Raw genomic sequence first — 22,902 nt, 5'->3', positions numbered from 1 at the left:
AGGCCTCAAGAATAAACACTTTAACTTGAGGCCTGATCGTTTTGATCTATCTAACTCACTTGCAGTATCCGCAATTTGCAGCCCAAGTATGCCGAGATACTGCGAATACTCTTGCGAAAAAAACATATACAAAAAAAGGCGCATAACGCCCTTTTTTGACACCTTCAAGCGCCCTATTTACTCGGATAATGTGTAGATAGGAACTGTATGACATGTGATACATACTTGTTAGTATCAAACACCGGAGCGCTATGCCCTACCCCTTCTTCAATGAAAAGCAAGTTCTCTACTTGATACTGATCGAGTTGTTGCTTTAACGCTTCACTTTGAGAGAGTGGTACGCGTTTATCAAGTGTCCCGTGAAACTGTATATAAGGCGGTGTATTTGCGTTGATATAAGAAGTCGTTGACGCCTGTTTCGCAACCTCCGGGATATCACTAGGGATACCACCTAAAAACCTTGCGACCGAAGACCGTTCACTCACCACTTGATTGCCTTTAAAACCCAATGCCAGTAAATCGGTCGGACCAAAGAAACTCACTACCGCCGCAACTTTATATTGTGGTGTCGCGTAGAAGTTAACATCGGTATAAGCTGAGTTTGTTGCGCCGACTAAGCCTGCCAAGTGACCGCCCGCAGAGCGTCCCATCATGACTAAAGTTTCGGCTTGAAGATGATAACTCTCAGCATGCTCATTCAAGAAATTCAACGCATCATTAATATCTTGTACAGGTGCAGGAAAATTCGCTTCACCACTTAACCGATAATCAATTGACGCCAGTGCATAGCCTTCATTCAAGACCGACTCTAATAGTCGTGGGTTCTTCTCCGGTATCGCCCCTTTACTTCCCCGCTTCCATGCCCCGCCATGTACCCAGACAAGCAACGGATAGGGGGCGTCACTGACTGCCAGTGGCGTGTATAGATCAAGTTTAATTTCTCGTTCTCCAACCGTTTTAAAAACAATGTCTTTCTCAACGTGATAGCGCTGATTCGCATTGGCCGAAGACAAAGAAAGTAGTGTTACGCATAAACCCAAAGTCGCTTTTTTTATCACCTGATTCATCTTAGAATGCCGCCTCAATCGCGAGCCAATAGCGTCGCCCATCTTCGATATAACCAAACTCTTCTTCTGACGTTTGCTTATCAAATAGATTGTATATACCACCCATAATTTTAACATCGTCGGTAATACGCCAGTTCGCGCCTAAATCAACGTATGTGACCGCTGGAGATAATGTGCGGGAACTAGTGCTTGTGATGTTATCTTTCTCTTTACCTTGATAGTTCACTCGGGCCCATGAGTTCACTGTTTCTGTCATCGCCCAGTTACCATTCAAGGATGCAACATACTGCGGCGCCTGTACTAATGGCAAACCGTTATCATCATCATCGGTGTTTTTCTCGCTGCGCGTATAAGAATATGTCGCACTCAATGTGACGTTTTCGCTCAGGCTCTTAGAGACGGCACTTTCAACCCCGTATACCGTTGCATCACTGATGTTGACATAAGTACGGTCACATTTTCGTCTATCGGTACACGCTGGATCGGCAAACTCATTCTCTATCTTATCTTTAAAATCACTATAAAAAACGGTCACATTGGCAGATAAGTCATGAACGTCTGCATAATAAAGTCCCATCTCAGTGTTAACTGAAGACTCTGGTTTAAGGTCGGGGTTACCGTATACACCGCAGCGTCCTCGGCAGCTCTCTTGCACCCACTCTTTATCCATCTCTGTCAGACTGGGCGCGCGGTATCCTGTTGACACGCCGCCCTTTAATGTCCAGTCATTGTCTATCATCCACACACCATAAACACGCGGACTCAAGTGGCCATTAAAGGTGTCATTTCGGTCATATCGCAAGCCTGCTGTTAGTGTAAAGGCATCTGAAAGGGACCACTCATCTTCAATAAACAGTGACCATTGATCATTTTTCGAAGTGAGGTTCAACTTATCATCATCAAGCTGTTTGCTATCAAACGAGGCTCCAAAAGTCACAAAGTGTCCCTCAACTGGCAGAGTCCATTGCGTATTTACCAATAAGTTCTCAACCTCTTTCTTCGCACCAAGGTTCTGCACTGTTTCAGTTGAAACGAAAGAGGTTCCTGTCCCCCAATTGTAATGCCCTGAATGTGAAAGGCTCATTGATGTGCGATCGTAACGGCGCTCCCCGGCCTGAGACTCGCGAGAGACAGTACTTCCCATTGTTGTTTCACGTTCTTGCTCGTGCTGGGTAAATTCGAAGGAGAACGTATCATCAATTGTTGGGGTTAAATGGATAGCAGCGCGATAATTTTCTAAGGTTTTACCCGCGTAACCACCATCTATCTCATCTTCTTTTCGTTCCTGATATAACCCCGATAACGAAGCACTCAATAGACCATCAACAATTGGCCCCGCCAGCATAACTTGCCCCTGATGACTATTCCCTGAGTCTGAGTTCTCTTGGAGTATTGTTTCAGCGCGGACACTACTATGCCACTCTTGAAAATCTTTACGGGTAATAATGTTAATCACACCGCCCAACGCATCAGAGCCGTACAATGTCGACATTGGCCCTCTTACAATTTCGATGCGTTCAATGTTTTTAAGTGGTGGAAGCCAGTCTTGCTCTGTAAAGGTGCTGCCATTTGTCTGCAACTCCCTTCCTGATTGCTTTCGACCATCCACAAGTATTGCCGTGTACTTTGCAGGCATGCCACGAATTGATATATCTCTACTATCGCCGCCACCCGTTACCGTAACACCCGGTATATCTCTTAACGCATCGGTCAGATCTTTGTAAGAGCGATTCTCGAGGGTTTCACGTGTGATCACGCTGATCGTCGCAGGCGCTTCTGTCACGATGTGTTCATAACCTGAAGCAGTCACAACAATGGTTTCTGAATCATTTGTGTTCGCTGTACCTTCATTAGCGAATCCATAACCTGGAATCGCGGCAAAAACGGCGGAAACAATCAAAGAGAGCGGAGAGCGTACTAAGTGTGTAATGGTGTTCATAACGGTTCAGTTTAGCATTCAATTGCAGATGATAATTATTCGCAATTAAACCTGTTTCCACCGATGTTGACAAGAAAATCACTATCGCTGTTGTAGAAAATGACTATTCGATAAATGCATAGTTAGAGTGATACTATCCAAAACGTGCAATTACGCTAATGTGTCTTCTCCGACATAAAGCTGCTTAAACAAAGCTCTAACCCACTCACACATGGGGTCATCATGAAAGCGTTTATGCCAGTACAGGTAGACTTCTTGAAAGTCCAAACGAAGTGCTTGCGGCACTTCTCTTGTTATCAAGCGGGGATCTTGGCAAGCAGATTCAGCAAATGGCGTCGGTAAATGAAAAACAATTTCTGTTTCCGCAGCGATACTCGCAGCTGAACTAAAATTGTTTAGCTGTACCGGGGCCGACAAGCATTGCTTTTTCGTCGCTAAACCAAGCTCTTGGTACTTATGCTCGAAGGAGAGGCGTTTTTCACCCTGCAAAGACACTTGCCCAAAATCATAATCAACCAATATTTCTGGGGTAAGTTCTTTATCTGCTAGCGGGTGCTCGCGACTCATTAACAGGCGGAAACTACGCTTAGCGATAGCCATGCGATAGATACTTTGCTCTGAGCTTGGAGGCTGATGAGAAGAGAGAGCAAAGTGCACATCGCCATCAACCAATGCATCAAAATGGCGTTTCGGGGTAGAATCAATACTCACGATCAGGTTGGGTGCTTGTCTTCTAATCTCTGCAATCACCTTTGGCATTAACGTATTTATTTGGGGGACAAGACCATAAAATTTGACAGTACTACTCACGGTTTCGGGCTCAAAAGATTGCTTATGTGCCAATGCTTCTAAACTGGTAATAACCGTATTGATATCATGTTTCACTGATTCAGCTTTCGGTGTTAGTTCATAGCCATACTTCTTTCTCACTAATAATTCATCATCAAAAAATAACCGCATTTTTTGCAGTGCTCTGCTGACGGCTGACTGACTCATATTCAAGGCCATCGCGGTATTCGAGACATGTTTCTCTTCTAACAAATGCTTCAATACAAACAGCAAATTTAGATCAATTTGTGAAAGGTTCATCAAGGGGTAGGTTCCTCATAGACTAACCACGCTGATAATACACAACAGTCTTACATCAGCACACCCTATTCCCCTATCATTTGCTAGCAACACGCGTGGTGCTTTTTTTACGACAAAAAAGCCGCTCGATACTCAGAGCGGCTTAAGTGCAAATCATACTTACCATTTAACGACATCCACCCTTTAAATCTTATGGATATTAGTAATATGAGGTTGGCCTTCTAAAGGTTTAAAGATCTCTACCACCGCTTCCCACTCCATGATCTCAGGACCTGGCAGAGAGGCGTTACATTTGTAGCGATAGTTAATACCCGCAACGACTTGGCTAGAGACTTCAGTAGGTTGATAGTTTACACCAACAAACCCCTTAAGGGCGGTATCAAACACAGCATGATCTTCAGGTGTCAATGGACGATACTGCGTCCATCCACCCACGATTGTCACATCAGACATATTTTTCTCCTTTTAGTGATCAGCATATCTAAACACCAATATGCACTTCATTTTATATGATAAGTGTATTTTTGAACCAAAAACCCTGACGCAACGCACAAAACACATCTATTAACTTGTGAAAAAAGAATCCTTTTAAACCAAAGTCAATAGTTGATGTAAGTCAGCAAGCCCCACCCTCACAATACAGATCAAGATCACATTTGTTCATTTTATGTTCAGCTCGCTTTGATAAGCTACATCTATCAAACAGAGATGAAGCCAACGCAACTGCTGGACGCCAATCATCCTACAGCGAGAAAAACTCGCAAATTCAAAAAACGGTATAGTCGGAGAAATGATGATGAAAAAAGTGATCGCTACTACATTGATGACACTCGGTCTCTTCGCAGCAGGCGCGCACGCAAGCTACACACTTGAAGAGACACAGATGTTCGCAGGCTCAGATAATTTCCATGCGCAAGTAGAAAACCACCAAGCACTGCAGAGTGATGACAATCAGGGTGTCGCGTCTACCAGCCTATTTAGTGCCGAAGAAGTACGGCAGTTTGCCACCGCTAGTAATTTCCACCAACGGGTTGCGGAAAACCGCGCAGATGAAGACGAGAGTGAGTCCCTTTACGCAGGCGCATTTACCAGCGAAGAGACCCGTTTATGCGCCACCGCAAGCGATGTTAATCAGTGCGTAGCGAAAATTCACAGCTAACCCGCGCACATCAAACAACCCAAAGGCGCTTTCGCGCCTTTTATACATTCACCAATCACATAATAAGCCACCAATCATTCATTCAGCTATCATTAAGCTTTAATTGATAACATAGGCACATCAAAGAGATAGAGGCAAACAGTTAGGTGAATAACACCGACGAAAAAGATTGCCACTGCCTCTCGTCCTTGCCAAAATACGCAGCAGTCTTGCTTGCCCTGTGGCAAAAAGGATGACAATCGCATTCAAAGAAACCGCAAACGCGTTTTCTATCCCGTATTGATCAGCGACACGCTGAGAAATCGATGAAGATCGTTCTTTGACTAAACCGTTTTGATTTTCATCGTTCACGCCATCCCTCTTGGATGGCGTTTTTTTATCTGCGATTTAAGCCACCCTGAGTTAAGTAGAAAAAAAATTTCACTTACATATTCGAATACTGAAAGCAGCTCTCATACTTTCCAGTAATTAATATAATAGATAGCATCAATCAATCAGCACTATACATTAATAAAAACAACCGGCAAGTAACAAAATATGAATACTCCCAACAGCTAAACCTCTTATATAGACTAGCTTAACCTCTAAAATATATAGATAAATCTCACTTTTACTATTTGATAGTGCTTAAATGAAAACAATTACAGCAAGCAGCGACCGTGATTTAGATACTGGTCAGCATAAACTCTGCTCAATTCAGGATTAGTTTGATGAACTGGAACAAGATTATAAGCCAATGCCTCCGAAACTACGCGCTTGGTTCGACGAAGGTGGTGAATCTAAGGAAGCTCCAATACATCTCAATAAACTAGCGTCGCTATGATCATTAACCTACAGATATGTAAACTCATAGAAGGACGCTGAAGAAGCCAATCATACTGATACTCTAACGACATGATTGGCTTATCTGCTTCTAAAACCCTGAAACGATCATGTCGTTGTAATGCTGTTCAACCGAAATAGATGAACATACTGTTCGCCCTCGTGCTCGACAAAGGCTATCGAAAGCCCAGCATGACCTTTTTCAAAATGACATTGTGCTGAAAAGATAACGGTGTCTACTTTTCTGGCGTCAGTACTGAAGTGAACCTCCGCCCTAACAAAATTCGGCTCCTCACATGCTTCGAGCTTACCTAACCGATCGCTAAGAGCTGTTAGCAAGGTGCTGTTATCTTCATGCTCCAAGCTAGCGATGAGGTCATCGGTCAAAATATGTCTAAAGCTATCAAGGTGCCATGTACCGATCATTTCAGCATATTCTATAAAATAAGACTTGAGGAACATGTTTTTTTGAGTCTCTCTGTATATCAATGCAGTCACCATTGCATAGAATAAAATCAAAAGCAGACTTAACATCCCAACAAATTTTAAAAGTTTAATCGTTTTCACATCAATAGTTTAAAGAGTTCCATTGATGAGCATTATAACTATCAACAAAAAGGAATTTAACGATAAACGTTGGGGGCATGTACTCAATCCACCTCAATGGCTCATTCAGCTAACCCTGTAAACTCTCCCGAAAAGAAGCGACTAGCGCTCTTCCCTTGGTTAACGTATAAAAGATAGACAATCACCCACAAGGAGCTTGTGATGAGAACACTCTCTACTGCTGCTATCACGTTGACGCTTTCCCTTACTAGCTATTCATCGCACGCACTCGACGTAGAACCCGTCGCCTCAGGGCTTGTTGTACCATGGGGTATGGCCTTCATCGATGCGCATCAACTACTCGTCACCGAACGAAATGGCACCGTTAAATGGCTAAACATTGCTCGCAACCAACAGCAATCCTTGACTAAACCCGATGATGTCGCCGCTTCCGGCCAAGGGGGATTGCTCGATATTGCTATCGACCCGAATGCGACCAACACCGTCTACTTAACCTACAGCAAGCAAACCTCAAAAGGCGCGGTCACTGCTTTGGCAACCAGTCAACTTCAGCAAGGTTCGCTGAGCCCTTGGCAGGATATCCTCGTTTCTGTCTCCGCTACGGGCACGAGTCGACACTATGGCAGTCGCATCACTTTTGATGGCGAAGGTAGCGTTTACCTCAGTATTGGTGATCGCGGCGAACGTGATAATGGTCAGGACCTTAGCACACACGCCGGGGCCATTTTACGCCTCAATAAAGATGGCAGTGCCGTTGAATCCAACCCCTTTAACAAGCAAGAAAATGCCCTACCAGAAATCTTCAGTTATGGTCACCGTAACCCACAAGGCCTCTATTTCGATAACCATACCCAATCACTCTGGTCGATCGAGCATGGCCCTCGTGGCGGTGATGAAATCAACTTAATTGAGCAAGGCCAGAACTATGGTTGGGCGACCGTTTCGCACGGTAAAGAGTATTGGGGCCCTATCTCAGTGGGCGAAGCCAAAAGCTTGCCCGGCATGGAGGATCCTAAACTGGTTTATATTCCCTCCATCGCCCCCTCTGGCTTAGTCCTGTATCGCGGTGAACGGTACCCAAGCTTAGATGGCAAACTCCTTGCGGGTGCATTAAAGCTTACCCATATCAATGTGGTTGGGATTCACAACGGTGAACTCAAAGAAGAAGCGCGACTTTTTGAAGATTTAGGTGAGCGGATTCGCGATATTGAAGTCAGCCCAGATGGGTTAATTTACTTCTCAACCGACAGCGGGACCATTTACAGAATAAAACCAGAGCTATGAATGATGCACAAGCCACGCCCGAGTTATCATCGGGCGTGAGATGAATTAATGCAGCAGCGTCAGCGCTAAGCTGATACTGATGATGACTAATGTAAACAGATAAATCTGACTATCAGAGAGCTTTTTCAATAATCGCACGGCAATCGGCACGCCAATAAATGCGCCCAGAGACATCACAATCGCCGCTAACATGTCACTCTGTCCGCCGCGGCCATAGTTCAAGGCTGTCAACGCAGAAAGCACTAATGCCATCACTACAGAAGAACCGATCGACTTTTTAATGTCTACGCCCATCACGGTATTAAAGGCGGGTAACAGCATCACACCGCCTCCCACACCAGTCGACCCCAAAATCGATCCGCATGCCATGCCTGACATCACCGCCGTCGAGGTTGAGCGCGATACTTCCGTCTGTGGCTTCGTTGCGGTTCGGTACTTTCTAAAAATCGAAATCAATGCAAACACCATCACGCCCACAATGGTCGCCTCAACAGCCAACGCCACACGAGGCCCCCAGACCTGGTGCTGATTTAACAACAAAATCCCTGAAGTAGTCGCGAGTGTCATCGGAATCGCGCCCAATAACATCCAACGTAATGGCCGCCAAGCTACATTCCCAGCTTTAATGTGCGCAAACCCAGCATTCACTTTCACAATAGAGGAGATCAAGCTTGCCGTTCCGACGGCCATAATGGTTTGCATGCCAAAAAAGACGGTCAATACTGGTATTATCAGCACTCCGCCGCCAACACCCGTCAGCCCCAAACACAGACCGATCAAAGTGCCAAAACCCAGTTTCAATAGCGTATCGAGAGAAAAAAGCAGAGAAAAAATGTCCATCAGACGCCTTAGTCAGTAAGAATTTCGTTAAGCAACAACGATAGGCTTAACCATGTAGCTAGCTTACTGATAACCCCAAAATTGACTTATGTTGGAGGACATAAACTGCTGCACGACATTTATGTCCCAGAACATAAACTTAAAGTGGAATGGCGGTTCATTTTCAGTTATGGTCGCCCTAATTGAAGTCACCGGACCTGCTATGATCCCCGATGCATTGCATTGCCACCCTATGAACGTGGCCAAAAAACAAGTCATCTATCGCGCGACACAACATGCGAATGGTTTCTACTATTTAGAAGAGGGCTTAGTCGGGCTGTATCGCATCACAGAAACCGGGAAAGAAAGCTTGCTGCGTGTCTATGGCCGAGGCGATTACTTCGGCTATCGAAGCCTCTTTAGTCAGCAACGCTATCATTTGACTACCCGTACGTTGTTACCGACATCGCTACAACACATTCATTTGAAAAGCATCGATGAACTACAACAACATGCCCCCGATTTACTCAAGTTCCTGATGACATCGGTCTGTCAAGAACTCGGGGAAGCCGAGCAACGTATGGCGGATATCGCAGGCCACTCTGCCGCGGTGCGCATTGTCGATGCGATCTTGTACCTGTTTAAACAGTTTGATTACTACCCTTGGACGAGCCGAGAGATCGCTGAATTCAGCGGGACCGAAACCCAAACGGTGATTCGTGTTTGCCGTCAGTTAAAACAACGTGAGTTGCTTGACCCCAACAGCCGCAAGATCTCACCTTTAGATTTCAATCGCTTACAAAGCTATCGCGTTGCGCTCATCGGTGAAACTCGTTAAGAATTCGATATGGATTCCAAGAAATTCAGGTAAACCCACATAAAACATCGTCAAAATGACGCAATCTTGCGGAGAATATCGCAAAATTGCGCCGTTCTGACTTTCTTTACCTAATTTGACATAGCCCTTACTTTGCCTGACACCCTACATGATAACCTTCGCGCCAGAAATTTAGGCAGGGCGTGTATGCCCTCACATTCGTAGGAAACTCTTTATGCGCAAGCTTATCACTCTTCTCTCTCTTCTCGCGGCAAGTGCAACCCATGCCAATGGCCTTTATGGCACCGGAGATTCAGGGCTCTATGTCGGTTATGCCTATGGCAACTACAAACAAGAACTGGCCGCTGATACAAACTATGGCCTCGCTCGTTTTAAAGCCGATGAGTGGAGTAACAAGTTCTATGGCGGTTTCCAGTTGAACGAAAACTTAGCGGTTGAAGCCTTTTACACTGACTTCGGCCGTTTAAACTTTAATGACACCACGGCGACAGACACAACCGCAACTGGTGGCGCGTTAGTGGCGTCGTTTCCTCTTGGCTTAGACTTTAATGCTTACGGTAAAGTCGGTATGCACAAATGGCGCCAAACGTTGGACGTCAATACAAATCACCACCGCCGTTCAGGGAATGACATCGTTTACGGCGCAGGCGTATCTATGGATGTAGCCAACTTCAATCTGCGTTTTGAGTACGAACGTTATGATATGGACAGTGACCACGCAGGTGTCACGAGTGTTGGCATTGCTTACCGCTTTTAATTTTTATGATGTATAGCAAAGCGGAATAAAGAAGACTCGGTCATCATGGCGACAGCCACCCATGCAAGAGAGAGTAGCTATGTTACGCCTAATGACCGAGCAAGATATCCCTGCCGTTGCAGAGATCCACGCGATTAACTTTCCCCGTCAGCACCATTCAGAACGCTGGATTCAATGTGCTTATCAAGCCAAACCCCGTGCGATCCCCATGGTGTTTGAGCGCGATCATCAAGTGCTAGGGTTTGCTATTTGGATGCAAAAAGCGGGCTTTCGTAAAGAAGCGGTTGTAGAGCTAGAACTGTTTGCGGTGACACCAACGGCGCAAGGACAAGGGATAGGCAGAAGTATGCTCAAAGAGGCGTTGCCATTACTTCGCCACGCCCTTGCGGAAATGGGTGCCAGTTTGAAACACATTCTCATCACAACGCGAAACGATAATCACGCAAAGGCACTGTATCAGTCTGCTCTCGGTGCGGAAGAGGAAGCCATCATTACCAACCTCTATTCTGCTGATGAAGTGCTCCTGATAGCTCGAAATCTATAACCATATCAACCACGCTACACCACCAGCGAGTCGAGGCTATCCCGGAACAAAGCGCTATATACTCATCGATTCGCTGTTTTTGCGACACTTATTGCCCCAACCTGGTGCATATGCAATCAAATTTGGGAGCCCTTCCACGGCCTTATTGTGACAATTGTGATTTAATGAACCGGTATCACATCCGACGCACCCGCTCGGTACTGTTTTAAGGAAGTTCATGGCCACAATTAAAGACGTTGCAAAAGCAGCTAACGTATCTATCGCCACCGTATCCCGCGTCATTAATCAATCCCCTAAAGCCAGTGCCGCCGCTATTACCGCCGTCGAGAGCGCAATGAAACGCCTAGATTATCGGCCCAATGCAAATGCACGCGCACTCGTTAATCAGTCCACGCACACCTTAGGAATAATGGTGGGGGATATCGCTGATCCTTTTTTTGGCACCATGGTCAAAACTATCGATGACCTCGCTCATCAACACGGAAAACACCTGCTGCTTGGCAATGGTTACCATGATGAAGAAAGAGAAAGACAGGTGATTGAGTGGCTGATTGATAGCCGTTGTGATGCGCTACTCTTACACAGCAAAGCGCTCAGCGATGAGACACTCATTCACTACGCTAACTCTCTCTCTAGCATGGTGATAATCAATCGCCACATACCCGAAATCGCCGATCGCTGTATCTCTTTTGATGTCGAAAGTGGCGCTTTCTTAGCCACCGAGTATTTGATTAAACACGGCCACAAGAACATTGGCTTTTTGAGCTCAAACCAAGACATTGAAGATACGCGCTTAAGGCTCTCCGGCTACCGCGCGGCACTACAAGCGCACCAGCTTCCTTATGACGAACGGTTTATCGAGTATTGCACGCCCAATGAAGCGGGTGGTGAGAAAGCGATGACCTATCTACTCTCTAAAGGGCTTCCAATCACTGCCATTGCCGCCTTCAATGACTACATGGCAGCAGGGGCGCTATCCGTGTTAGAAGACAATGCCTACGATGTGCCACACCAGCTCTCTTTGATTGGCTTTGGTGACAGTCTCATTGCAAGCTATCTCACCCCAAAACTTACCACTGTTCGCTACCCCATTCACATGATGGCAGAACGCGCCACGCAACTTGCACTCAACCTTTCTGGTTGCAATGTCGGCAACCTAGACACCCGCCAATTTGTGCCAACCTTAGTGCGCAGACAATCGGTTCAACGATTAACAAGTTAATCCTAATTGCTTGCCACTACGTAACTACAGTCAAACCACCGCAAGGTGCTTGATTGTTTTTATTTAGAGGCGCTCATGTTTTCATTTCTCAAACGCGATCCAGTCAAAAAGCTGCTCAAACAGCACGCACTATTGCTTGAACAAGCGATGCAAGCACAACGACGAGGGGATATCCGCTCATACTCGCAGCTCACAGCCGACGCAGAGGCAGTCTATGAAGAGATTCAACTGATTAAAGCCTCTCAGACATAATGAATGGCGAGCACCACAATGGCTAAGACACTGTCATATCGAGGAAACAAGCACTCTTTACCACATAAAGTGTGTAAGACCTGTGGCCTAATCTTCTTATACTCAAAGCTGCTGGCCAATACGAATAAGTACACCACTCGGGTCAACGACAAAAAACTCTAACATTCCCCAACGCTGCTCAGATAAATCAGTCACTTTTGCAGAAAACTCGTGTTCTAGATTTAAGCCACTGACCTTATCAAACCAAGCTTGCGCATCTTCGACAAGGAGATGCAATGTCGTGTTGATCGCATGCTCTTCAAGGTAGAAGTTCTGCAACATAAACGCACAGCTTTGACATCGGAGGGAAGCCGCATTTCCCATATCCGCCAGCACATCAAATCCAAGTGCATGGTAAAAACGTATCGACTGCTCATAATCCTTCGCTGGAACAAACGCCTTAATTTCTACGAGATTCAAGTTCATCTTACTCATCCTTGTGGCACAGACATTCTCCACGATAAACGATAACAATTATCATTTAAAGGAAATCAACGTAAGATATCACGCTTCACTGCGAGTCACTGCCTAAACCCGCGCCATCAGCACACCCACAGAGACAGATACCCTTGTCTTTAATAAGGGTAGCGATATCATTAGCGTAAATTTCTCAAATTCACATCCCATAGGCATTCTCATGAACTTGACTGACATTGCGCTAAACCGTTACTCGACCAAAGCATTTGATCCTGACAAAAAGATCCCTTCAGAGCAGTTTGACCAGATTAAATCACTGCTGCGTTTCAGCCCATCCAGCGTCAACTCGCAGCCTTGGCATTTCATCATTGCTCACAGTGACGAAGGCAAAGCACGCTTCATGGCTGGCGCGCAAGGCCGTTATGAGTTTAATGGTCAGAAAATACACAATGCATCACATGTTATTCTGTTCTGTGCAAAAACCGATATTGATGACAACTACCTCGAAGCGCTGCTCGCACTCGAAGATCAAGATGGTCGATTTACCGACCCCTCATTTAAAGACATGGTGCACGCGGGTCGCTCTTTCTTCGTCAACATGCACCGTTTCGATCTAAAAGATGCACAGCACTGGATGGAGAAGCAGGTCTACCTCAACATGGGGACAGTGTTGCTTGGTGCGGGTGCGATGGGTATTGATGCCGTGCCAATTGAAGGCATGGATATGTCAGCACTGAACCAAGAGTTTGGTCTCACCGCAAAAGGTTACACAGCTGTTGCCGCCGTCGCACTGGGCTATCGCGATGAGAACGACTTTAACGCTGCGTTGCCAAAATCACGTCGCAGCGAAGATGACATCTTCACCGAGCTTGCTTAACCCTCGAACCCGGTTTCCCCCAGCCTCTTCAGGCTGGGGATGAAAAAACTAGCCCTCTCCTCAACCTACAAGCACCCAATACTTTCTCGAGTGGCTTCAAACAATGATCAACTCAACTTCGAATTGAGTGAAGATCACACAAAGCCTAACAATTTATTGATGAGTTCCATGTTAACGTCTGGCGAAAAAGGCAGCAGCGCACAGCACAGGATCAAATCATGCAGCACGAGAAGCCAGATGCACAATGGGTTGAGGACAACTTTTGGAAATGGTTAAGTCATGCCGTCACACTGACCTACAACTTAGATAAGAAGCAGCCCAGTGATGCGGCTGATGTAACGGCGTTTATCAGTTTTATCAGTGATCTGATTTTAAGACCCATGGCCGAGACACATGCAGCGCGTGATCAGCTCACCTTAATCGAAAAGGTCAATCAGCACCTCTATGAAAACGCTACTCAAGACTGCTTCTTGGAATCCTGTGCGCAATGCGCCACTATTTACCTCCAGCTTCGGGAAGAGAACAGGCTTACCATTAATTATTCGGCACAAGACCAAGCATTAAACTATCTTCAAGACATTTGGCGAGAGCAATTTTCCGCTGTAAACAGTTAATCACAACGTAAGGATGACCATGAGCAAATCCTACCATGGCAGTTGCCTGTGTGGCGCAGTAACGTTTAAGGTTTCAGGCTTTAGTAAAAAGGCCGCACATTGCCACTGCACCATGTGTCGAAAATTCCACGGCGCAGCGTTCGGCACTTTGGTCGAAGTGCATGGCCTAACATGGCTTAGCGGTAAAGCGCAGCTAAAAGAGTTCACCGCGCCCAGTAATGGTGCCATTCGCTCCTTTTGCCAACACTGTGGCAGCAGTATTGGTTTTCGTTGCAAAGGACAACCACTTGAGGAGATGGAGCTGGCTATCGCCACCTTTGATGAGCCTATACCTGTCACAATAGATGCTAATATCTACACTCAATACAAGGCAAATTGGCACGAAATATTAGAGGATGTTCCTCAGCATCCTGAAGGAAGGGACAGTTAACATACTGTCCCCATCACTATCTTCCTACCCCATCGGCGATAGCGCCTAGATGGATGATGAGCGAGTCTGCACTCATTTCAGGATCGGAAAAGAAACGATAGAGTTCGCTCGAAACCGCATTTTGCACGATCGGACTCAAGGCCATTGAGTTGCTCAAACTCGGTGTACTGGCATCACTCTTCATCGCCGTTTGAAAATCTTTTGCCGCTTGCTGCTGGCAATGCGTCATCCCTTCTAATGAGACATTAGCCTGCGCAGGAATCGAGCCTTTCACTTTATTAAAGTTGTAGAGAAAGTCCGTATCCGCCAACACCGACGACGCTGTATCCACCGCTTTTGCGGATGTACTCAAGGTATTGAAGAAGGTGAAGCTGTCCATGTTGTAGATAAAGCCACGCTCAGTGGTAGGGAAAGGCACGCACTCAATGTGCTCTGGATAGCCATTATTCAGTGCCAACAATTCGCCTAATGCCCAATCACCCGTGAATTGAAAAGCATGCTCGCCCTGATATAAGCGCTCTGTTGCCTCTTCCCAACGGCTGGGTGATAGTGTCGCTTGGGCTATACGGCTGATTTCACGAAAACGTGCCAATGTCTGTTTAGTTTCATCACTGTTAAGCGCTTCAGGATCTAGCTCAATAAAGGCTTTGTGGTAGTACTCACTGCCGCCGACGCCAAAAGCGATATTTTCAAAGATCTGCACCACCTGCCATTGGTCATCGCCGATCGCGATGGGATCAAGACCTTTGGCTTGCAAACGACGCAGCACATCGATCAGTGTCGGCCAATCCCGCGGCACCGGTAAGTTATAGCGCGCTAGCACCTGCGTATTCACCCACATCCAGTTAAGGCGATGAATGGTCACTGGCGCTGCGACATAGTGCCCTTGATATTGATGAATCTCGCGTACCAAGGGAAACAGTTGACTATCCCATTCCCGATTTAACGCCTGATCGTCAATATCGTGGAGAAAACCGAGTTTCGCCCACGCTTGAATGGCTGGCCCTTCCATTTGCGCCATATGGGGCAAGTTACCTGCGATAGCGCGCGCCTGCAAAATCGACTTGGCGGCGGCACCACCACCACCAATCACCGGATCACTAATCAGCTTGATGGGCGAATCTGCAAACGCTTCAAGCATCACTTCAAGCGCCGCTGCCTCACCCTTCGATGTCCACCAATGCAGCAACTCAACGCTATCTTGTGCGTCAACGGGAACATGTTTGCTTTCTCCACCATTGCCTGCCTGAACGGAGAGCGGCAGTGCCAATATGGCTGCTAAAATTTGTTTCTTCATACAATACTCATCATCACTACATCCACTACCAAACCACCGTCGGGATGATTAGATAACTTAATATCGCCGCCATGGCTGCGGGCAATACTTCGTGAGATGGATAAACCCATCCCAGTGCCTTCCACACTGCTACCTTCTGCGCGAAAGTAAGGTTCAAACACCTTCTCTAGCAGTGCATTGTCGATGCCCGGCCCACCATCACGTAGGATGATGCCAACCGCGTCGTCGCTTTCCAGCACATCAATTTCCACACGATCGCCATATTTAATCGCATTATCGACCAAGTTAAACACCAGCCGTTTAATCGCCAATGGTTTACCAAATACTCCAGCCGATGGCTCACAGCGCAACGTCACACATGGCTTTTCACGGTTATAATAATCAGCACACTGGGTAAACATTTCGTGCATGTTCACCCACTCAGGCTCTTCATGAATATCCGTATCTCGGATACACTGCAACGCGCCTTTCAGCATCATTTCAACTTCGCCTAGAAGCTTCTCAAAACGTGCCTTAGTTTGCTCATCATCCAACATTTCAGTACGCAGCTTGAGGCAAGCGAGTGGGGTTTTCAAATCATGCGATATAGCGCTAAACAGCATTTCTCGATCGAGAAGATAAGCCTTAATCCGCCGATTCATCTTGTTAAACGCATGGATAGCCGCGCGCGTTTCAACACTGCCTTCCTCTTCAATCTCTTCGACACGCATTTGTGCCCCCATTAACGTCGCGGAACGCGCAAGAGATTTGAAGGGCCGGATCTCTTTTTGCAGCACGACGTAAGAACAGAGCATCAACATGGCGGTGACAATAAACAAAAACAAGACCTGCCGCTGGCTAATAAACTCATCGGTCAGAGCACTAAAAGAGAGGGGTAACACCGTCGCTAAATAGAACCACTCTTTTTCAGACATCTGGATTTGAATGACGACAATCGGCAAGTCGAGCTCCCCCAGCACAAGACTGTACTTGGTCCAAAGCTCAGGTAATTCCGCTAGCTTGATCCCCGCATTAAAGAGTTTCACTTCATCACGTCGGGTGATACTGACTCGCATCCCTTCCATCTGCTGTACGTCTTTTTGCAACTGTAACTCAGCGGCGGTGAGCAGTTCGGCCGTCAAAGAAAGATGATCAAGCGTTGGAATATCCAGTGGTTGATTATTAATTGAAATGAAAAAGCGCGTACCACCGACATCCCGTAGCTGGTTTAAGACCAAGTGACGGTAATTCACTGGCAATTGATGGAAATAGTTGTAGGTATCCGCAGCCGCTGTTGTTACCGCGGTTAACGCACTGTGCGCCGACTCTCGCTTAGTCAACGCGGTATTTTTGTACCATATAAATCCGGCTAAAAGCTCTGCTAACAAAATCACCGTCAGCATGGCAATTGACACCCGGAAGATCATGGAGTTGAAAATACGTGAAGAGAGCAATGCCATAACAAATCACACTTCTGTCAGTGATTCAATCACCATCATGTAGCCCTTGTTTCGTACTGTCATGATCAATGAACGGTCATCATCACGCAGATGCTTGCGTAGCCGGCTGATTTGCACATCAATGCCTCGTTCAAACGGGTCTGCTTCACGCCCCCACAAGGCCATGGAAATATCATCGCGGCTGAGTAGCTTATTCGGATTGTGAACCATCAAGGTGAGTAAAGAGAAATCAGCACCAGAAAGCGCGATACGGTATCCGTCATCATGAATCAACTGCCGCTTCAGAGAATCAAACGTCCACGCCTCAAAACGCAATTTGCGCTGCGGCCCGCCTTCACTGCCATACTGGCTGCGGCGCAGCAAGGCTTTAATGCGCGCCAATAGCTCTCGCGGATTAAACGATTTGGTGATGTAATCATCCGCACCAATCTCTAAACCCGCAATACGATCCGCATCGTCAGTCACGGCCGTCAGCATTATAATGGGGACATGGGAGATATGACGTAACTTGCGGCACAGCGTCAAGCCATCATCGCCGGGTAGCATGATATCGAGAATCACTAAAGCCGGTGTGCAGTTTTGCAGTTGCTGCCACATTTCATCGCCATTTCTTGCCGTCATGACGTCAAACCCCGACTTGCCTAGGTATTCACTGAGTGCATCGAGGATCTCCTGATTATCATCGACCACCAACAGCGTTTTGTTCTCTTGCGTCATCTGCCTCAATCCCCCATCCAGACACTGACTTGGTATAATCTCCCTATTATCTATTTAACTCGATTATCAGAAAACCACCGCTTATCACTGTTTTGTAAGTGTTCTCTTACAAAACCAACGATTTATGAGGTGTGCCACGCTATTCATGCGCAACAAGAACATAACAAAGCCTTACAAACTCCTCCATCACAAACCGTTACACTGCCTGCACTCCCCCAGAGAGAAGTGATCATTAACTTATGCGTCAATACCAATGCCGCACAGATAACAACATTAACTTCACTGCAGTCATGCAAAACGTCAGTCAGGCTAAAGAAGGGAAAGGAATGGCTAAACATACCGCTTTCAAAAGGCGCGAGTTGAAAGAGACCAAGTCTTTTATTTACGGTCGATTCGTCAACACCCCGACCTACCCGCAAAATAAAAACAATCATAGCGATAATCGGTCGCGCGTGTTCTTAGGATAATAAAAAAGCCGTAACCCCATGGTTACGGCTTTTTATCAACTTAACGACGCTCACTAGATCGCAACGAGCTGCATCGTTGTAATGCACGTCCTGCTATCTCCCTTAGTACTGAGTACCTCAGACGCAACACGATCTCCTTGTCGAAGCGTAAATTCATATTCGCCGTCCCTTGGCATCCAGATGTCGATAAAGCCATCTTTCTGCGTTGTCACTGTCTCTTCGCGAATGACCTTACCGGTTGTCTGATCAACAATAGATAACTGCATGGTTTCAGCGACCATCTCACCTTGGCAACCCGTCGGCACGTGGTAGGTACAAGGGTGTGTTTGAGTCACAAATGGGGCGATCGACAGCAAAAACGCATCGTCGAGCGGGATTGAAACTTGCTCACCATTCGGCAATTGCGCTTCCAACACATTCGGCAGTACCTTTACGCTGGCTTCACCTGTTCTATGCCATTGATGAGATTGCTTTAATGCCGCTTGTGGCGATAATTGGCTGAACGCTTCCGCCGTCATCGCCGATGCCTGAACGGCAGCAAATAGCGGCACAACCACGGTTAACATTGCTAGCGATTTCACTAAATTTTTCATATCTCTGCGTCTCTTTTCTTAATTCAATATCTCATGTCTATAAACGACTAAACGTCACAATTTGAGTGATTAACCAAGTTGAATAGGAGGGCGATAAAACCCAGAGACATTGGGAGAAAGATACAGAAAGACCCATTCCAGCACAGCATGTGCATCGAGCTCATAGTGCGGAACGCCGAACTGTTGTGTAAGAATACCCATAGGAACAGCGCAAGAGACCGTTAAGCAGCAAGCCGTTTGTCTATCATGCTGACACGACGGCGTTAAAGAACCCACAGAGACAAGATGCTCGCTTTGATGATCTTCACCCCGATTCGAATGGCAATTTTCTTTGCTCATCGCTAGCGGCATTTCTGTCAGCGCTGAAAACCTCGGCAAACTCCCAAGTGACAAAGCCAGTAGCAAAAACCAAAGTGTAAGGCGAGGTATTCGATCCATCAATGCGCGGCAGTCCTATGCATGGTAACAATCTCTCTAAAGTCAACAGAGTGTAAACCTTCCCCTTGGGGTAAGGTCAATATTCATTGTCCATTGAGACGCATTTGGCGTGCGGTAACGACATCGACATTCATTTTACACCTCCTCGCTGAAGTGCAATCATGGTATCCATTGTTACCTATCACGATCACTTCCTATGGATATGAAAACCTTCAGCGAGCGTACAGGCCTGTCTCCTCACACGTTACGCTATTACGAGAAAATTGGTCTTCTCAAGCAGATTCAGCGCGACCAAAGTGGTCGACGAATTTACACTGTAAAAGCGCTCTCTTGGGTCACTTTCATCTTGCGCCTCAAAAATACCGGTATGCCACTTGCTGATATCCAGCTCTACGCTCAAATGCGTGAAAAAGGTGATAGTACCTTGCGTGAGCGACAAACTTTACTGCAAGCGCATCAACACAAGCTCATTCAACAAATCGCGGAACAACAGACACATCTCACTGCATTAAATGAGAAGATCGCGCTCTACGATGATCTCATCCAAAGTGACTCAAACCACCTTACCAGCACTGAAAAATAATCCTTGCGTTAGAGTTCACTCTAACAGGTAGCCTAGGTCTTCCATCGAACCAAATGAATAGGATGACTTATGCAAAATACACGATATACCCGGGGACTTAAGGCTCTGAAAGAGATTGATGGTGACGCCGGGCAACGCGTCATCGATAGCCTCGCCGATATCTGCCCAGATCTCGCCCAATACACCATCGAATATCCTTTTGGAGATATCTATTCCCGCTCAGGTTTAGACCTAAAATCTCGCGAGATTGCCACTGTCGCCGCACTCACGTCATTGGGTAACTGTCAGCCTCAACTCAAGGTTCACCTGCATGCTGCACTCAATGTCGGATGCACCGAAGACGAGCTTAAAGAAGTGATTTTACAAATGTCGGTCTATGCAGGTTTTCCCGCGGCATTAAATGGCATGTTTGCGCTAAAAGAGGTGTTGTCGGAACATAAAAGCCAATAAGTCTTTGCTTTAGCAATCTATGCTCCAGCCTCCTCACATTGTCGGGGTCACAGTAAGTCTGTTACGCTATTGAAAACAAAAGGATAGAACCACAGGGTAACAAGCATGCTGTTGACCACCGCCCAGCGAAACGCCATTCACTATGTTGAAAATTATGCCCAGTCATTGATGCAAAAAGCGCAGAGTGAGGTGAATCATATCCTTGCGATGAGCGATGTATCCCCGCAAGCATTGCAAGCCTCGCTCTCCAACATTGCCGCGCATGCGCGGGTATGCGCTCACTTTCACCCAGATCGGCTGACTACCACAGCAGACAACCAGACGGTCAACGTCGTGCAATCACTCCTTCAATCAGGCCGCTATGTCAGCCAGTTTGAATCCCGGATATCCAACGGCAAACTTGACCCCAGCGCCAAAGGCGAGCGCGCTGATTGGGAGAATCACCTTTTCGGAGATCATTTTACCCAGGCTTCACTGCCTGAGCGGCCTAAATACGGCGCATTAAACATCGCCCAACATGCAGATGGTCCTTGCCCTCGGTTTGGGAGCTGTTTCTTCGTTTTTGCCCCCGATGTTACCCAACGCAGTACTTTCAGCTTTGGCGATTCTCATCTTGCGCCACCAATACGGGGCACCATCAACCACTTTTTGCCATTACTCGCCGCGATGCTCAATGAGAGCTTTGAACGTGAGACCTGTCTAGGGCTCAGTGACATCAGGCCAAAATCCATCATCAATGACGTGCTTACAACACTAGGCAAGTGCGAAACCGAAGTTCAAAATGCTGGAAATCTGGATCACTACATCGAAGCACAAATACATGGTGACTTGCGCTTGGCGGATGATGTCACCCACCTCGTTGCCGATAGTAGCTATCGAGGCACCCCGATTGAGCGCGATTTACAGACCTTATGCGAACGCTACGACATCGTTCTGCAGTGGCGACAAGGGTATCAGCTCACCCTGTCGGAGGTGCCAACGGATTTTCGAGGCCCAAGCATGCCCGAGATCGCGAAACAAATCGCTGAATTTACTCAGCAACCGACATTAAACGCGCATGCTCTTGGCCAATACGTCAATCATCGCTATCAAGCTGTGGGCACAGCAAGTGCAATGGATATTGCTGCCGCGCTGCAACCCTACAAACTGCTCTGGCATGTGTTAGTGAGATATGGATCTATGTACCCTCTGTGTACAATTCCTCACGGCTTTGTTTTTGATCTTCAACCTTAAACAAGGTAGCGTGATGGCAAATTGCTAGCGAAGAGCGCGCTTATGACGTCATCTAAAATTAAGTTTATCGCCACCGATATGGACGGCACCTTGCTGGACAACAGCAAAGTCTTATCACCCGACTTTCACACGTTATTTCCTCGTCTTGAACAGGCCGGGATTCTGTTTGCTGCGGCATCTGGCCGCCAATACTACAGCTTACTAGAGACCTTCTCGGCGCAACAAAATGAGATGGTATTCATTGCTGAAAATGGCACCCTCGTGATGTACAAAGGTGAAGAGCTCTACAGCGCCACCATTGACCGCGACGAAATCACCCAAGTCATTGAAACAACCCGCGCCATTGATGATGCGTTTATTGTTTTGTGTGGCAAAAAATCAGCGTATATCGAGACCCAAGACCCGACAGCATGTGAAGAGATTGCGCGCTATTACCATAGATGCGAGTACGTCGATGACTTACTCAGCGTAGAAGACGAGTTCATCAAAGTAGCAATCCTCCATTTCGGCGGAACAGAAGCCTTGGTTTACCCGAGCATCCATGCCGCATTCGGAGACAGTCATCAAGTCGTTGTGAGTGCCGCGATCTGGTTAGATGTCATGAATGCTCGCGCCTCAAAAGGCGATGCCATTCGGCACCTTCAAGAGACCATGGGATTCACCTATGAAGAAACCATGAGCTTTGGCGACTACTTTAACGATGTTGAAATGCTGGAGGCGAGTTACCACGCATACGCAATGGAAAACGCCCATGAGAAAGTCAAAGCGTATGCCCGCTTTATCGCACCCAGCAATGAAGACAAAGGCGTGTATGTCGTTTTAGAGCGGCTTCTCGAACAAAGGCAGTAACCGCTTTATTGAATATACTCAAGCCACCTCAAGATGCGAGATTCAGAAGCAGACTAGCGCGTCGAGTTCAAGGCAAATGTGTGAAGGAATGGCTTTCCCC

Annotated in this window: 26 protein-coding genes; 14 read left to right on the top strand and 12 right to left on the bottom strand. The window is 46.7% G+C overall.

Annotated elements, in window-relative coordinates; translation table 11 throughout:
- Positions 1 to 173 precede the first annotated feature (173 nt).
- From TSUB_RS16720 to TSUB_RS16705, 4 genes are all read right to left on the bottom strand, one after another.
- A complete protein-coding gene (locus tag TSUB_RS16720; protein WP_192867869.1) occupies positions 174 to 1,067 on the bottom strand; it encodes an alpha/beta hydrolase in 894 nt (297 codons plus the stop codon).
- 1 nt (position 1,068) lies between these two features.
- Positions 1,069 to 3,006 (bottom strand): TonB-dependent receptor domain-containing protein, encoded by a 1,938-nt coding sequence (locus TSUB_RS16715; protein WP_087024204.1) that lies wholly within the window; start codon positions 3,004 to 3,006, stop codon positions 1,069 to 1,071.
- Between the two features lie 150 nt (positions 3,007 to 3,156).
- The gene (locus TSUB_RS16710; protein WP_087024206.1) at positions 3,157 to 4,095 is read right to left on the bottom strand and encodes a LysR family transcriptional regulator; all 939 of its coding nucleotides are present in this window, start codon (positions 4,093 to 4,095) and stop codon (positions 3,157 to 3,159) included.
- Positions 4,096 to 4,278: 183 nt separating this feature from the next.
- On the bottom strand, positions 4,279 to 4,548 hold the full coding sequence (locus TSUB_RS16705; protein WP_087024208.1) for a hypothetical protein: 270 nt from the start codon (positions 4,546 to 4,548) through the stop codon (positions 4,279 to 4,281).
- Between the two features lie 340 nt (positions 4,549 to 4,888).
- Here TSUB_RS16705 and TSUB_RS16700 point away from each other — a divergent pair, with 340 nt between their 5' ends.
- Positions 4,889 to 5,254, top strand: coding sequence for a hypothetical protein (locus TSUB_RS16700; protein ID WP_087024210.1), 366 nt, complete (start codon positions 4,889 to 4,891; stop codon positions 5,252 to 5,254).
- Between the two features lie 930 nt (positions 5,255 to 6,184).
- On the opposite strand, the gene TSUB_RS16695 is transcribed toward TSUB_RS16700, so the two are convergent.
- Positions 6,185 to 6,643, bottom strand: a complete 459-nt coding sequence (locus TSUB_RS16695) for a hypothetical protein (protein WP_087024212.1) — start codon at positions 6,641 to 6,643, stop codon at positions 6,185 to 6,187.
- A gap of 201 nt (positions 6,644 to 6,844) precedes the next feature.
- Here TSUB_RS16695 and TSUB_RS16690 point away from each other — a divergent pair, with 201 nt between their 5' ends.
- Positions 6,845 to 7,927, top strand: a complete 1,083-nt coding sequence (locus tag TSUB_RS16690; RefSeq protein ID WP_087024214.1) for a PQQ-dependent sugar dehydrogenase — start codon at positions 6,845 to 6,847, stop codon at positions 7,925 to 7,927.
- Between the two features lie 45 nt (positions 7,928 to 7,972).
- Here the strand turns inward: TSUB_RS16690 and TSUB_RS16685 are convergent, their stop codons facing one another.
- The gene (locus TSUB_RS16685; protein WP_087024216.1) at positions 7,973 to 8,767 is read right to left on the bottom strand and encodes a sulfite exporter TauE/SafE family protein; all 795 of its coding nucleotides are present in this window, start codon (positions 8,765 to 8,767) and stop codon (positions 7,973 to 7,975) included.
- A 121-nt stretch (positions 8,768 to 8,888) separates the two neighbouring features.
- Between TSUB_RS16685 and TSUB_RS16680 the strand changes: the two genes are divergently transcribed.
- From TSUB_RS16680 to TSUB_RS16660, 5 genes are all read left to right on the top strand, one after another.
- Complete coding sequence (locus TSUB_RS16680; protein ID WP_159064986.1) at positions 8,889 to 9,584, top strand: Crp/Fnr family transcriptional regulator; 696 nt, start codon at positions 8,889 to 8,891, stop codon at positions 9,582 to 9,584.
- Positions 9,585 to 9,798: 214 nt separating this feature from the next.
- On the top strand, positions 9,799 to 10,341 hold the full coding sequence (locus tag TSUB_RS16675; RefSeq protein WP_087024219.1) for an outer membrane beta-barrel protein: 543 nt from the start codon (positions 9,799 to 9,801) through the stop codon (positions 10,339 to 10,341).
- Between the two features lie 79 nt (positions 10,342 to 10,420).
- The gene (locus TSUB_RS16670; RefSeq protein ID WP_246616503.1) at positions 10,421 to 10,885 is read left to right on the top strand and encodes a GNAT family N-acetyltransferase; all 465 of its coding nucleotides are present in this window, start codon (positions 10,421 to 10,423) and stop codon (positions 10,883 to 10,885) included.
- Positions 10,886 to 11,102: 217 nt separating this feature from the next.
- Positions 11,103 to 12,107, top strand: a complete 1,005-nt coding sequence (locus tag TSUB_RS16665) for a substrate-binding domain-containing protein (RefSeq protein WP_087024222.1) — start codon at positions 11,103 to 11,105, stop codon at positions 12,105 to 12,107.
- 75 nt (positions 12,108 to 12,182) lie between these two features.
- Positions 12,183 to 12,359 carry a DUF6435 family protein gene (locus TSUB_RS16660; RefSeq protein ID WP_107925021.1) on the top strand — a complete coding sequence of 59 codons (177 nt, stop codon included), beginning with the start codon at positions 12,183 to 12,185 and terminating at the stop codon, positions 12,357 to 12,359.
- A gap of 102 nt (positions 12,360 to 12,461) precedes the next feature.
- Here the strand turns inward: TSUB_RS16660 and TSUB_RS16655 are convergent, their stop codons facing one another.
- Complete coding sequence (locus TSUB_RS16655; RefSeq protein WP_087024224.1) at positions 12,462 to 12,824, bottom strand: VOC family protein; 363 nt, start codon at positions 12,822 to 12,824, stop codon at positions 12,462 to 12,464.
- A gap of 211 nt (positions 12,825 to 13,035) precedes the next feature.
- Between TSUB_RS16655 and nfsB the strand changes: the two genes are divergently transcribed.
- The 3 genes from nfsB (at position 13,036) to TSUB_RS16640 (ending at position 14,736) form a co-directional block, all read left to right on the top strand.
- Positions 13,036 to 13,692 (top strand): oxygen-insensitive NAD(P)H nitroreductase, encoded by a 657-nt coding sequence (gene nfsB, locus TSUB_RS16650; protein WP_087024226.1) that lies wholly within the window; start codon positions 13,036 to 13,038, stop codon positions 13,690 to 13,692.
- Positions 13,693 to 13,910: 218 nt separating this feature from the next.
- On the top strand, positions 13,911 to 14,306 hold the full coding sequence (locus TSUB_RS16645) for a hypothetical protein (RefSeq protein WP_087024228.1): 396 nt from the start codon (positions 13,911 to 13,913) through the stop codon (positions 14,304 to 14,306).
- Between the two features lie 19 nt (positions 14,307 to 14,325).
- Complete coding sequence (locus TSUB_RS16640; protein WP_087024230.1) at positions 14,326 to 14,736, top strand: GFA family protein; 411 nt, start codon at positions 14,326 to 14,328, stop codon at positions 14,734 to 14,736.
- Positions 14,737 to 14,752: 16 nt separating this feature from the next.
- Here the strand turns inward: TSUB_RS16640 and TSUB_RS16635 are convergent, their stop codons facing one another.
- The 5 genes from TSUB_RS16635 to TSUB_RS16615 all read right to left on the bottom strand — a co-directional run bounded on the left by TSUB_RS16635 (position 14,753) and on the right by TSUB_RS16615 (position 19,687).
- Complete coding sequence (locus TSUB_RS16635; RefSeq protein WP_087024232.1) at positions 14,753 to 16,033, bottom strand: ABC transporter substrate-binding protein; 1,281 nt, start codon at positions 16,031 to 16,033, stop codon at positions 14,753 to 14,755.
- Complete coding sequence (locus tag TSUB_RS16630) at positions 16,030 to 17,472, bottom strand: sensor histidine kinase (RefSeq protein WP_087024234.1); 1,443 nt, start codon at positions 17,470 to 17,472, stop codon at positions 16,030 to 16,032. Before TSUB_RS16630 ends, TSUB_RS16635 begins: the two co-directional genes overlap by 4 nt.
- Before the next feature lie 6 nt (positions 17,473 to 17,478).
- Complete coding sequence (locus TSUB_RS16625; protein WP_087024236.1) at positions 17,479 to 18,189, bottom strand: response regulator; 711 nt, start codon at positions 18,187 to 18,189, stop codon at positions 17,479 to 17,481.
- Between the two features lie 520 nt (positions 18,190 to 18,709).
- Positions 18,710 to 19,249: a CueP family metal-binding protein gene (locus TSUB_RS16620; RefSeq protein ID WP_087024240.1), complete on the bottom strand. Its 540-nt coding sequence runs from the start codon at positions 19,247 to 19,249 to the stop codon at positions 18,710 to 18,712.
- Positions 19,250 to 19,318: 69 nt separating this feature from the next.
- Positions 19,319 to 19,687: a hypothetical protein gene (locus TSUB_RS16615; protein ID WP_087024242.1), complete on the bottom strand. Its 369-nt coding sequence runs from the start codon at positions 19,685 to 19,687 to the stop codon at positions 19,319 to 19,321.
- A 196-nt stretch (positions 19,688 to 19,883) separates the two neighbouring features.
- On the opposite strand from TSUB_RS16615, the gene TSUB_RS16610 reads away from it, so the two are divergent.
- From TSUB_RS16610 to TSUB_RS16595, 4 genes are all read left to right on the top strand, one after another.
- A complete protein-coding gene (locus TSUB_RS16610) occupies positions 19,884 to 20,270 on the top strand; it encodes a MerR family transcriptional regulator (protein WP_087024244.1) in 387 nt (128 codons plus the stop codon).
- Positions 20,271 to 20,339: 69 nt separating this feature from the next.
- A complete protein-coding gene (locus tag TSUB_RS16605; protein WP_087024246.1) occupies positions 20,340 to 20,720 on the top strand; it encodes a carboxymuconolactone decarboxylase family protein in 381 nt (126 codons plus the stop codon).
- 105 nt (positions 20,721 to 20,825) lie between these two features.
- A complete protein-coding gene (locus tag TSUB_RS16600) occupies positions 20,826 to 21,953 on the top strand; it encodes a DUF3626 domain-containing protein (RefSeq protein WP_087024248.1) in 1,128 nt (375 codons plus the stop codon).
- Between the two features lie 42 nt (positions 21,954 to 21,995).
- Positions 21,996 to 22,802, top strand: a complete 807-nt coding sequence (locus TSUB_RS16595) for an HAD family hydrolase (protein WP_087024250.1) — start codon at positions 21,996 to 21,998, stop codon at positions 22,800 to 22,802.
- Positions 22,803 to 22,902 lie beyond the last annotated feature (100 nt).

It is taken from the genome of Thaumasiovibrio subtropicus, from assembly GCF_019703835.1.
Classification (GTDB): Bacteria; Pseudomonadota; Gammaproteobacteria; order Enterobacterales; family Vibrionaceae; genus Thaumasiovibrio; species Thaumasiovibrio subtropicus.
Note: the sequence above shows the minus strand (reverse complement) of the source record. Positions and strands in the feature narration are given on the sequence as shown.

Excerpts from the sequence above, each read along its gene's own strand:
- TSUB_RS16605 (WP_087024246.1), top strand. The coding sequence starts at position 20,340 with ATGCAAAATACACGATATACCCGGGGACTTAAGGCTCTGAAAGAGATT.
- TSUB_RS16710 (WP_087024206.1), bottom strand. The coding sequence starts at position 4,095 with ATGAACCTTTCACAAATTGATCTAAATTTGCTGTTTGTATTGAAGCAT.
- TSUB_RS16660 (WP_107925021.1), top strand. The coding sequence starts at position 12,183 with ATGTTTTCATTTCTCAAACGCGATCCAGTCAAAAAGCTGCTCAAACAG.
- TSUB_RS16615 (WP_087024242.1), bottom strand. The coding sequence starts at position 19,687 with ATGGATCGAATACCTCGCCTTACACTTTGGTTTTTGCTACTGGCTTTG.
- TSUB_RS16610 (WP_087024244.1), top strand. The coding sequence starts at position 19,884 with ATGGATATGAAAACCTTCAGCGAGCGTACAGGCCTGTCTCCTCACACG.
- TSUB_RS16595 (WP_087024250.1), top strand. The coding sequence starts at position 21,996 with ATGACGTCATCTAAAATTAAGTTTATCGCCACCGATATGGACGGCACC.
- TSUB_RS16645 (WP_087024228.1), top strand. The coding sequence starts at position 13,911 with ATGCAGCACGAGAAGCCAGATGCACAATGGGTTGAGGACAACTTTTGG.
- TSUB_RS16670 (WP_246616503.1), top strand. The coding sequence starts at position 10,421 with ATGTTACGCCTAATGACCGAGCAAGATATCCCTGCCGTTGCAGAGATC.
- TSUB_RS16665 (WP_087024222.1), top strand. The coding sequence starts at position 11,103 with ATGGCCACAATTAAAGACGTTGCAAAAGCAGCTAACGTATCTATCGCC.
- nfsB (WP_087024226.1), top strand. The coding sequence starts at position 13,036 with ATGAACTTGACTGACATTGCGCTAAACCGTTACTCGACCAAAGCATTT.
- TSUB_RS16655 (WP_087024224.1), bottom strand. The coding sequence starts at position 12,824 with ATGAACTTGAATCTCGTAGAAATTAAGGCGTTTGTTCCAGCGAAGGAT.
- TSUB_RS16635 (WP_087024232.1), bottom strand. The coding sequence starts at position 16,033 with ATGAAGAAACAAATTTTAGCAGCCATATTGGCACTGCCGCTCTCCGTT.
- TSUB_RS16620 (WP_087024240.1), bottom strand. The coding sequence starts at position 19,249 with ATGAAAAATTTAGTGAAATCGCTAGCAATGTTAACCGTGGTTGTGCCG.
- TSUB_RS16680 (WP_159064986.1), top strand. The coding sequence starts at position 8,889 with ATGTCCCAGAACATAAACTTAAAGTGGAATGGCGGTTCATTTTCAGTT.
- TSUB_RS16700 (WP_087024210.1), top strand. The coding sequence starts at position 4,889 with ATGATGAAAAAAGTGATCGCTACTACATTGATGACACTCGGTCTCTTC.
- TSUB_RS16705 (WP_087024208.1), bottom strand. The coding sequence starts at position 4,548 with ATGTCTGATGTGACAATCGTGGGTGGATGGACGCAGTATCGTCCATTG.
- TSUB_RS16685 (WP_087024216.1), bottom strand. The coding sequence starts at position 8,767 with ATGGACATTTTTTCTCTGCTTTTTTCTCTCGATACGCTATTGAAACTG.
- TSUB_RS16630 (WP_087024234.1), bottom strand. The coding sequence starts at position 17,472 with ATGGCATTGCTCTCTTCACGTATTTTCAACTCCATGATCTTCCGGGTG.
- TSUB_RS16675 (WP_087024219.1), top strand. The coding sequence starts at position 9,799 with ATGCGCAAGCTTATCACTCTTCTCTCTCTTCTCGCGGCAAGTGCAACC.
- TSUB_RS16715 (WP_087024204.1), bottom strand. The coding sequence starts at position 3,006 with ATGAACACCATTACACACTTAGTACGCTCTCCGCTCTCTTTGATTGTT.
- TSUB_RS16690 (WP_087024214.1), top strand. The coding sequence starts at position 6,845 with ATGAGAACACTCTCTACTGCTGCTATCACGTTGACGCTTTCCCTTACT.
- TSUB_RS16625 (WP_087024236.1), bottom strand. The coding sequence starts at position 18,189 with ATGACGCAAGAGAACAAAACGCTGTTGGTGGTCGATGATAATCAGGAG.
- TSUB_RS16720 (WP_192867869.1), bottom strand. The coding sequence starts at position 1,067 with ATGAATCAGGTGATAAAAAAAGCGACTTTGGGTTTATGCGTAACACTA.
- TSUB_RS16600 (WP_087024248.1), top strand. The coding sequence starts at position 20,826 with ATGCTGTTGACCACCGCCCAGCGAAACGCCATTCACTATGTTGAAAAT.
- TSUB_RS16640 (WP_087024230.1), top strand. The coding sequence starts at position 14,326 with ATGAGCAAATCCTACCATGGCAGTTGCCTGTGTGGCGCAGTAACGTTT.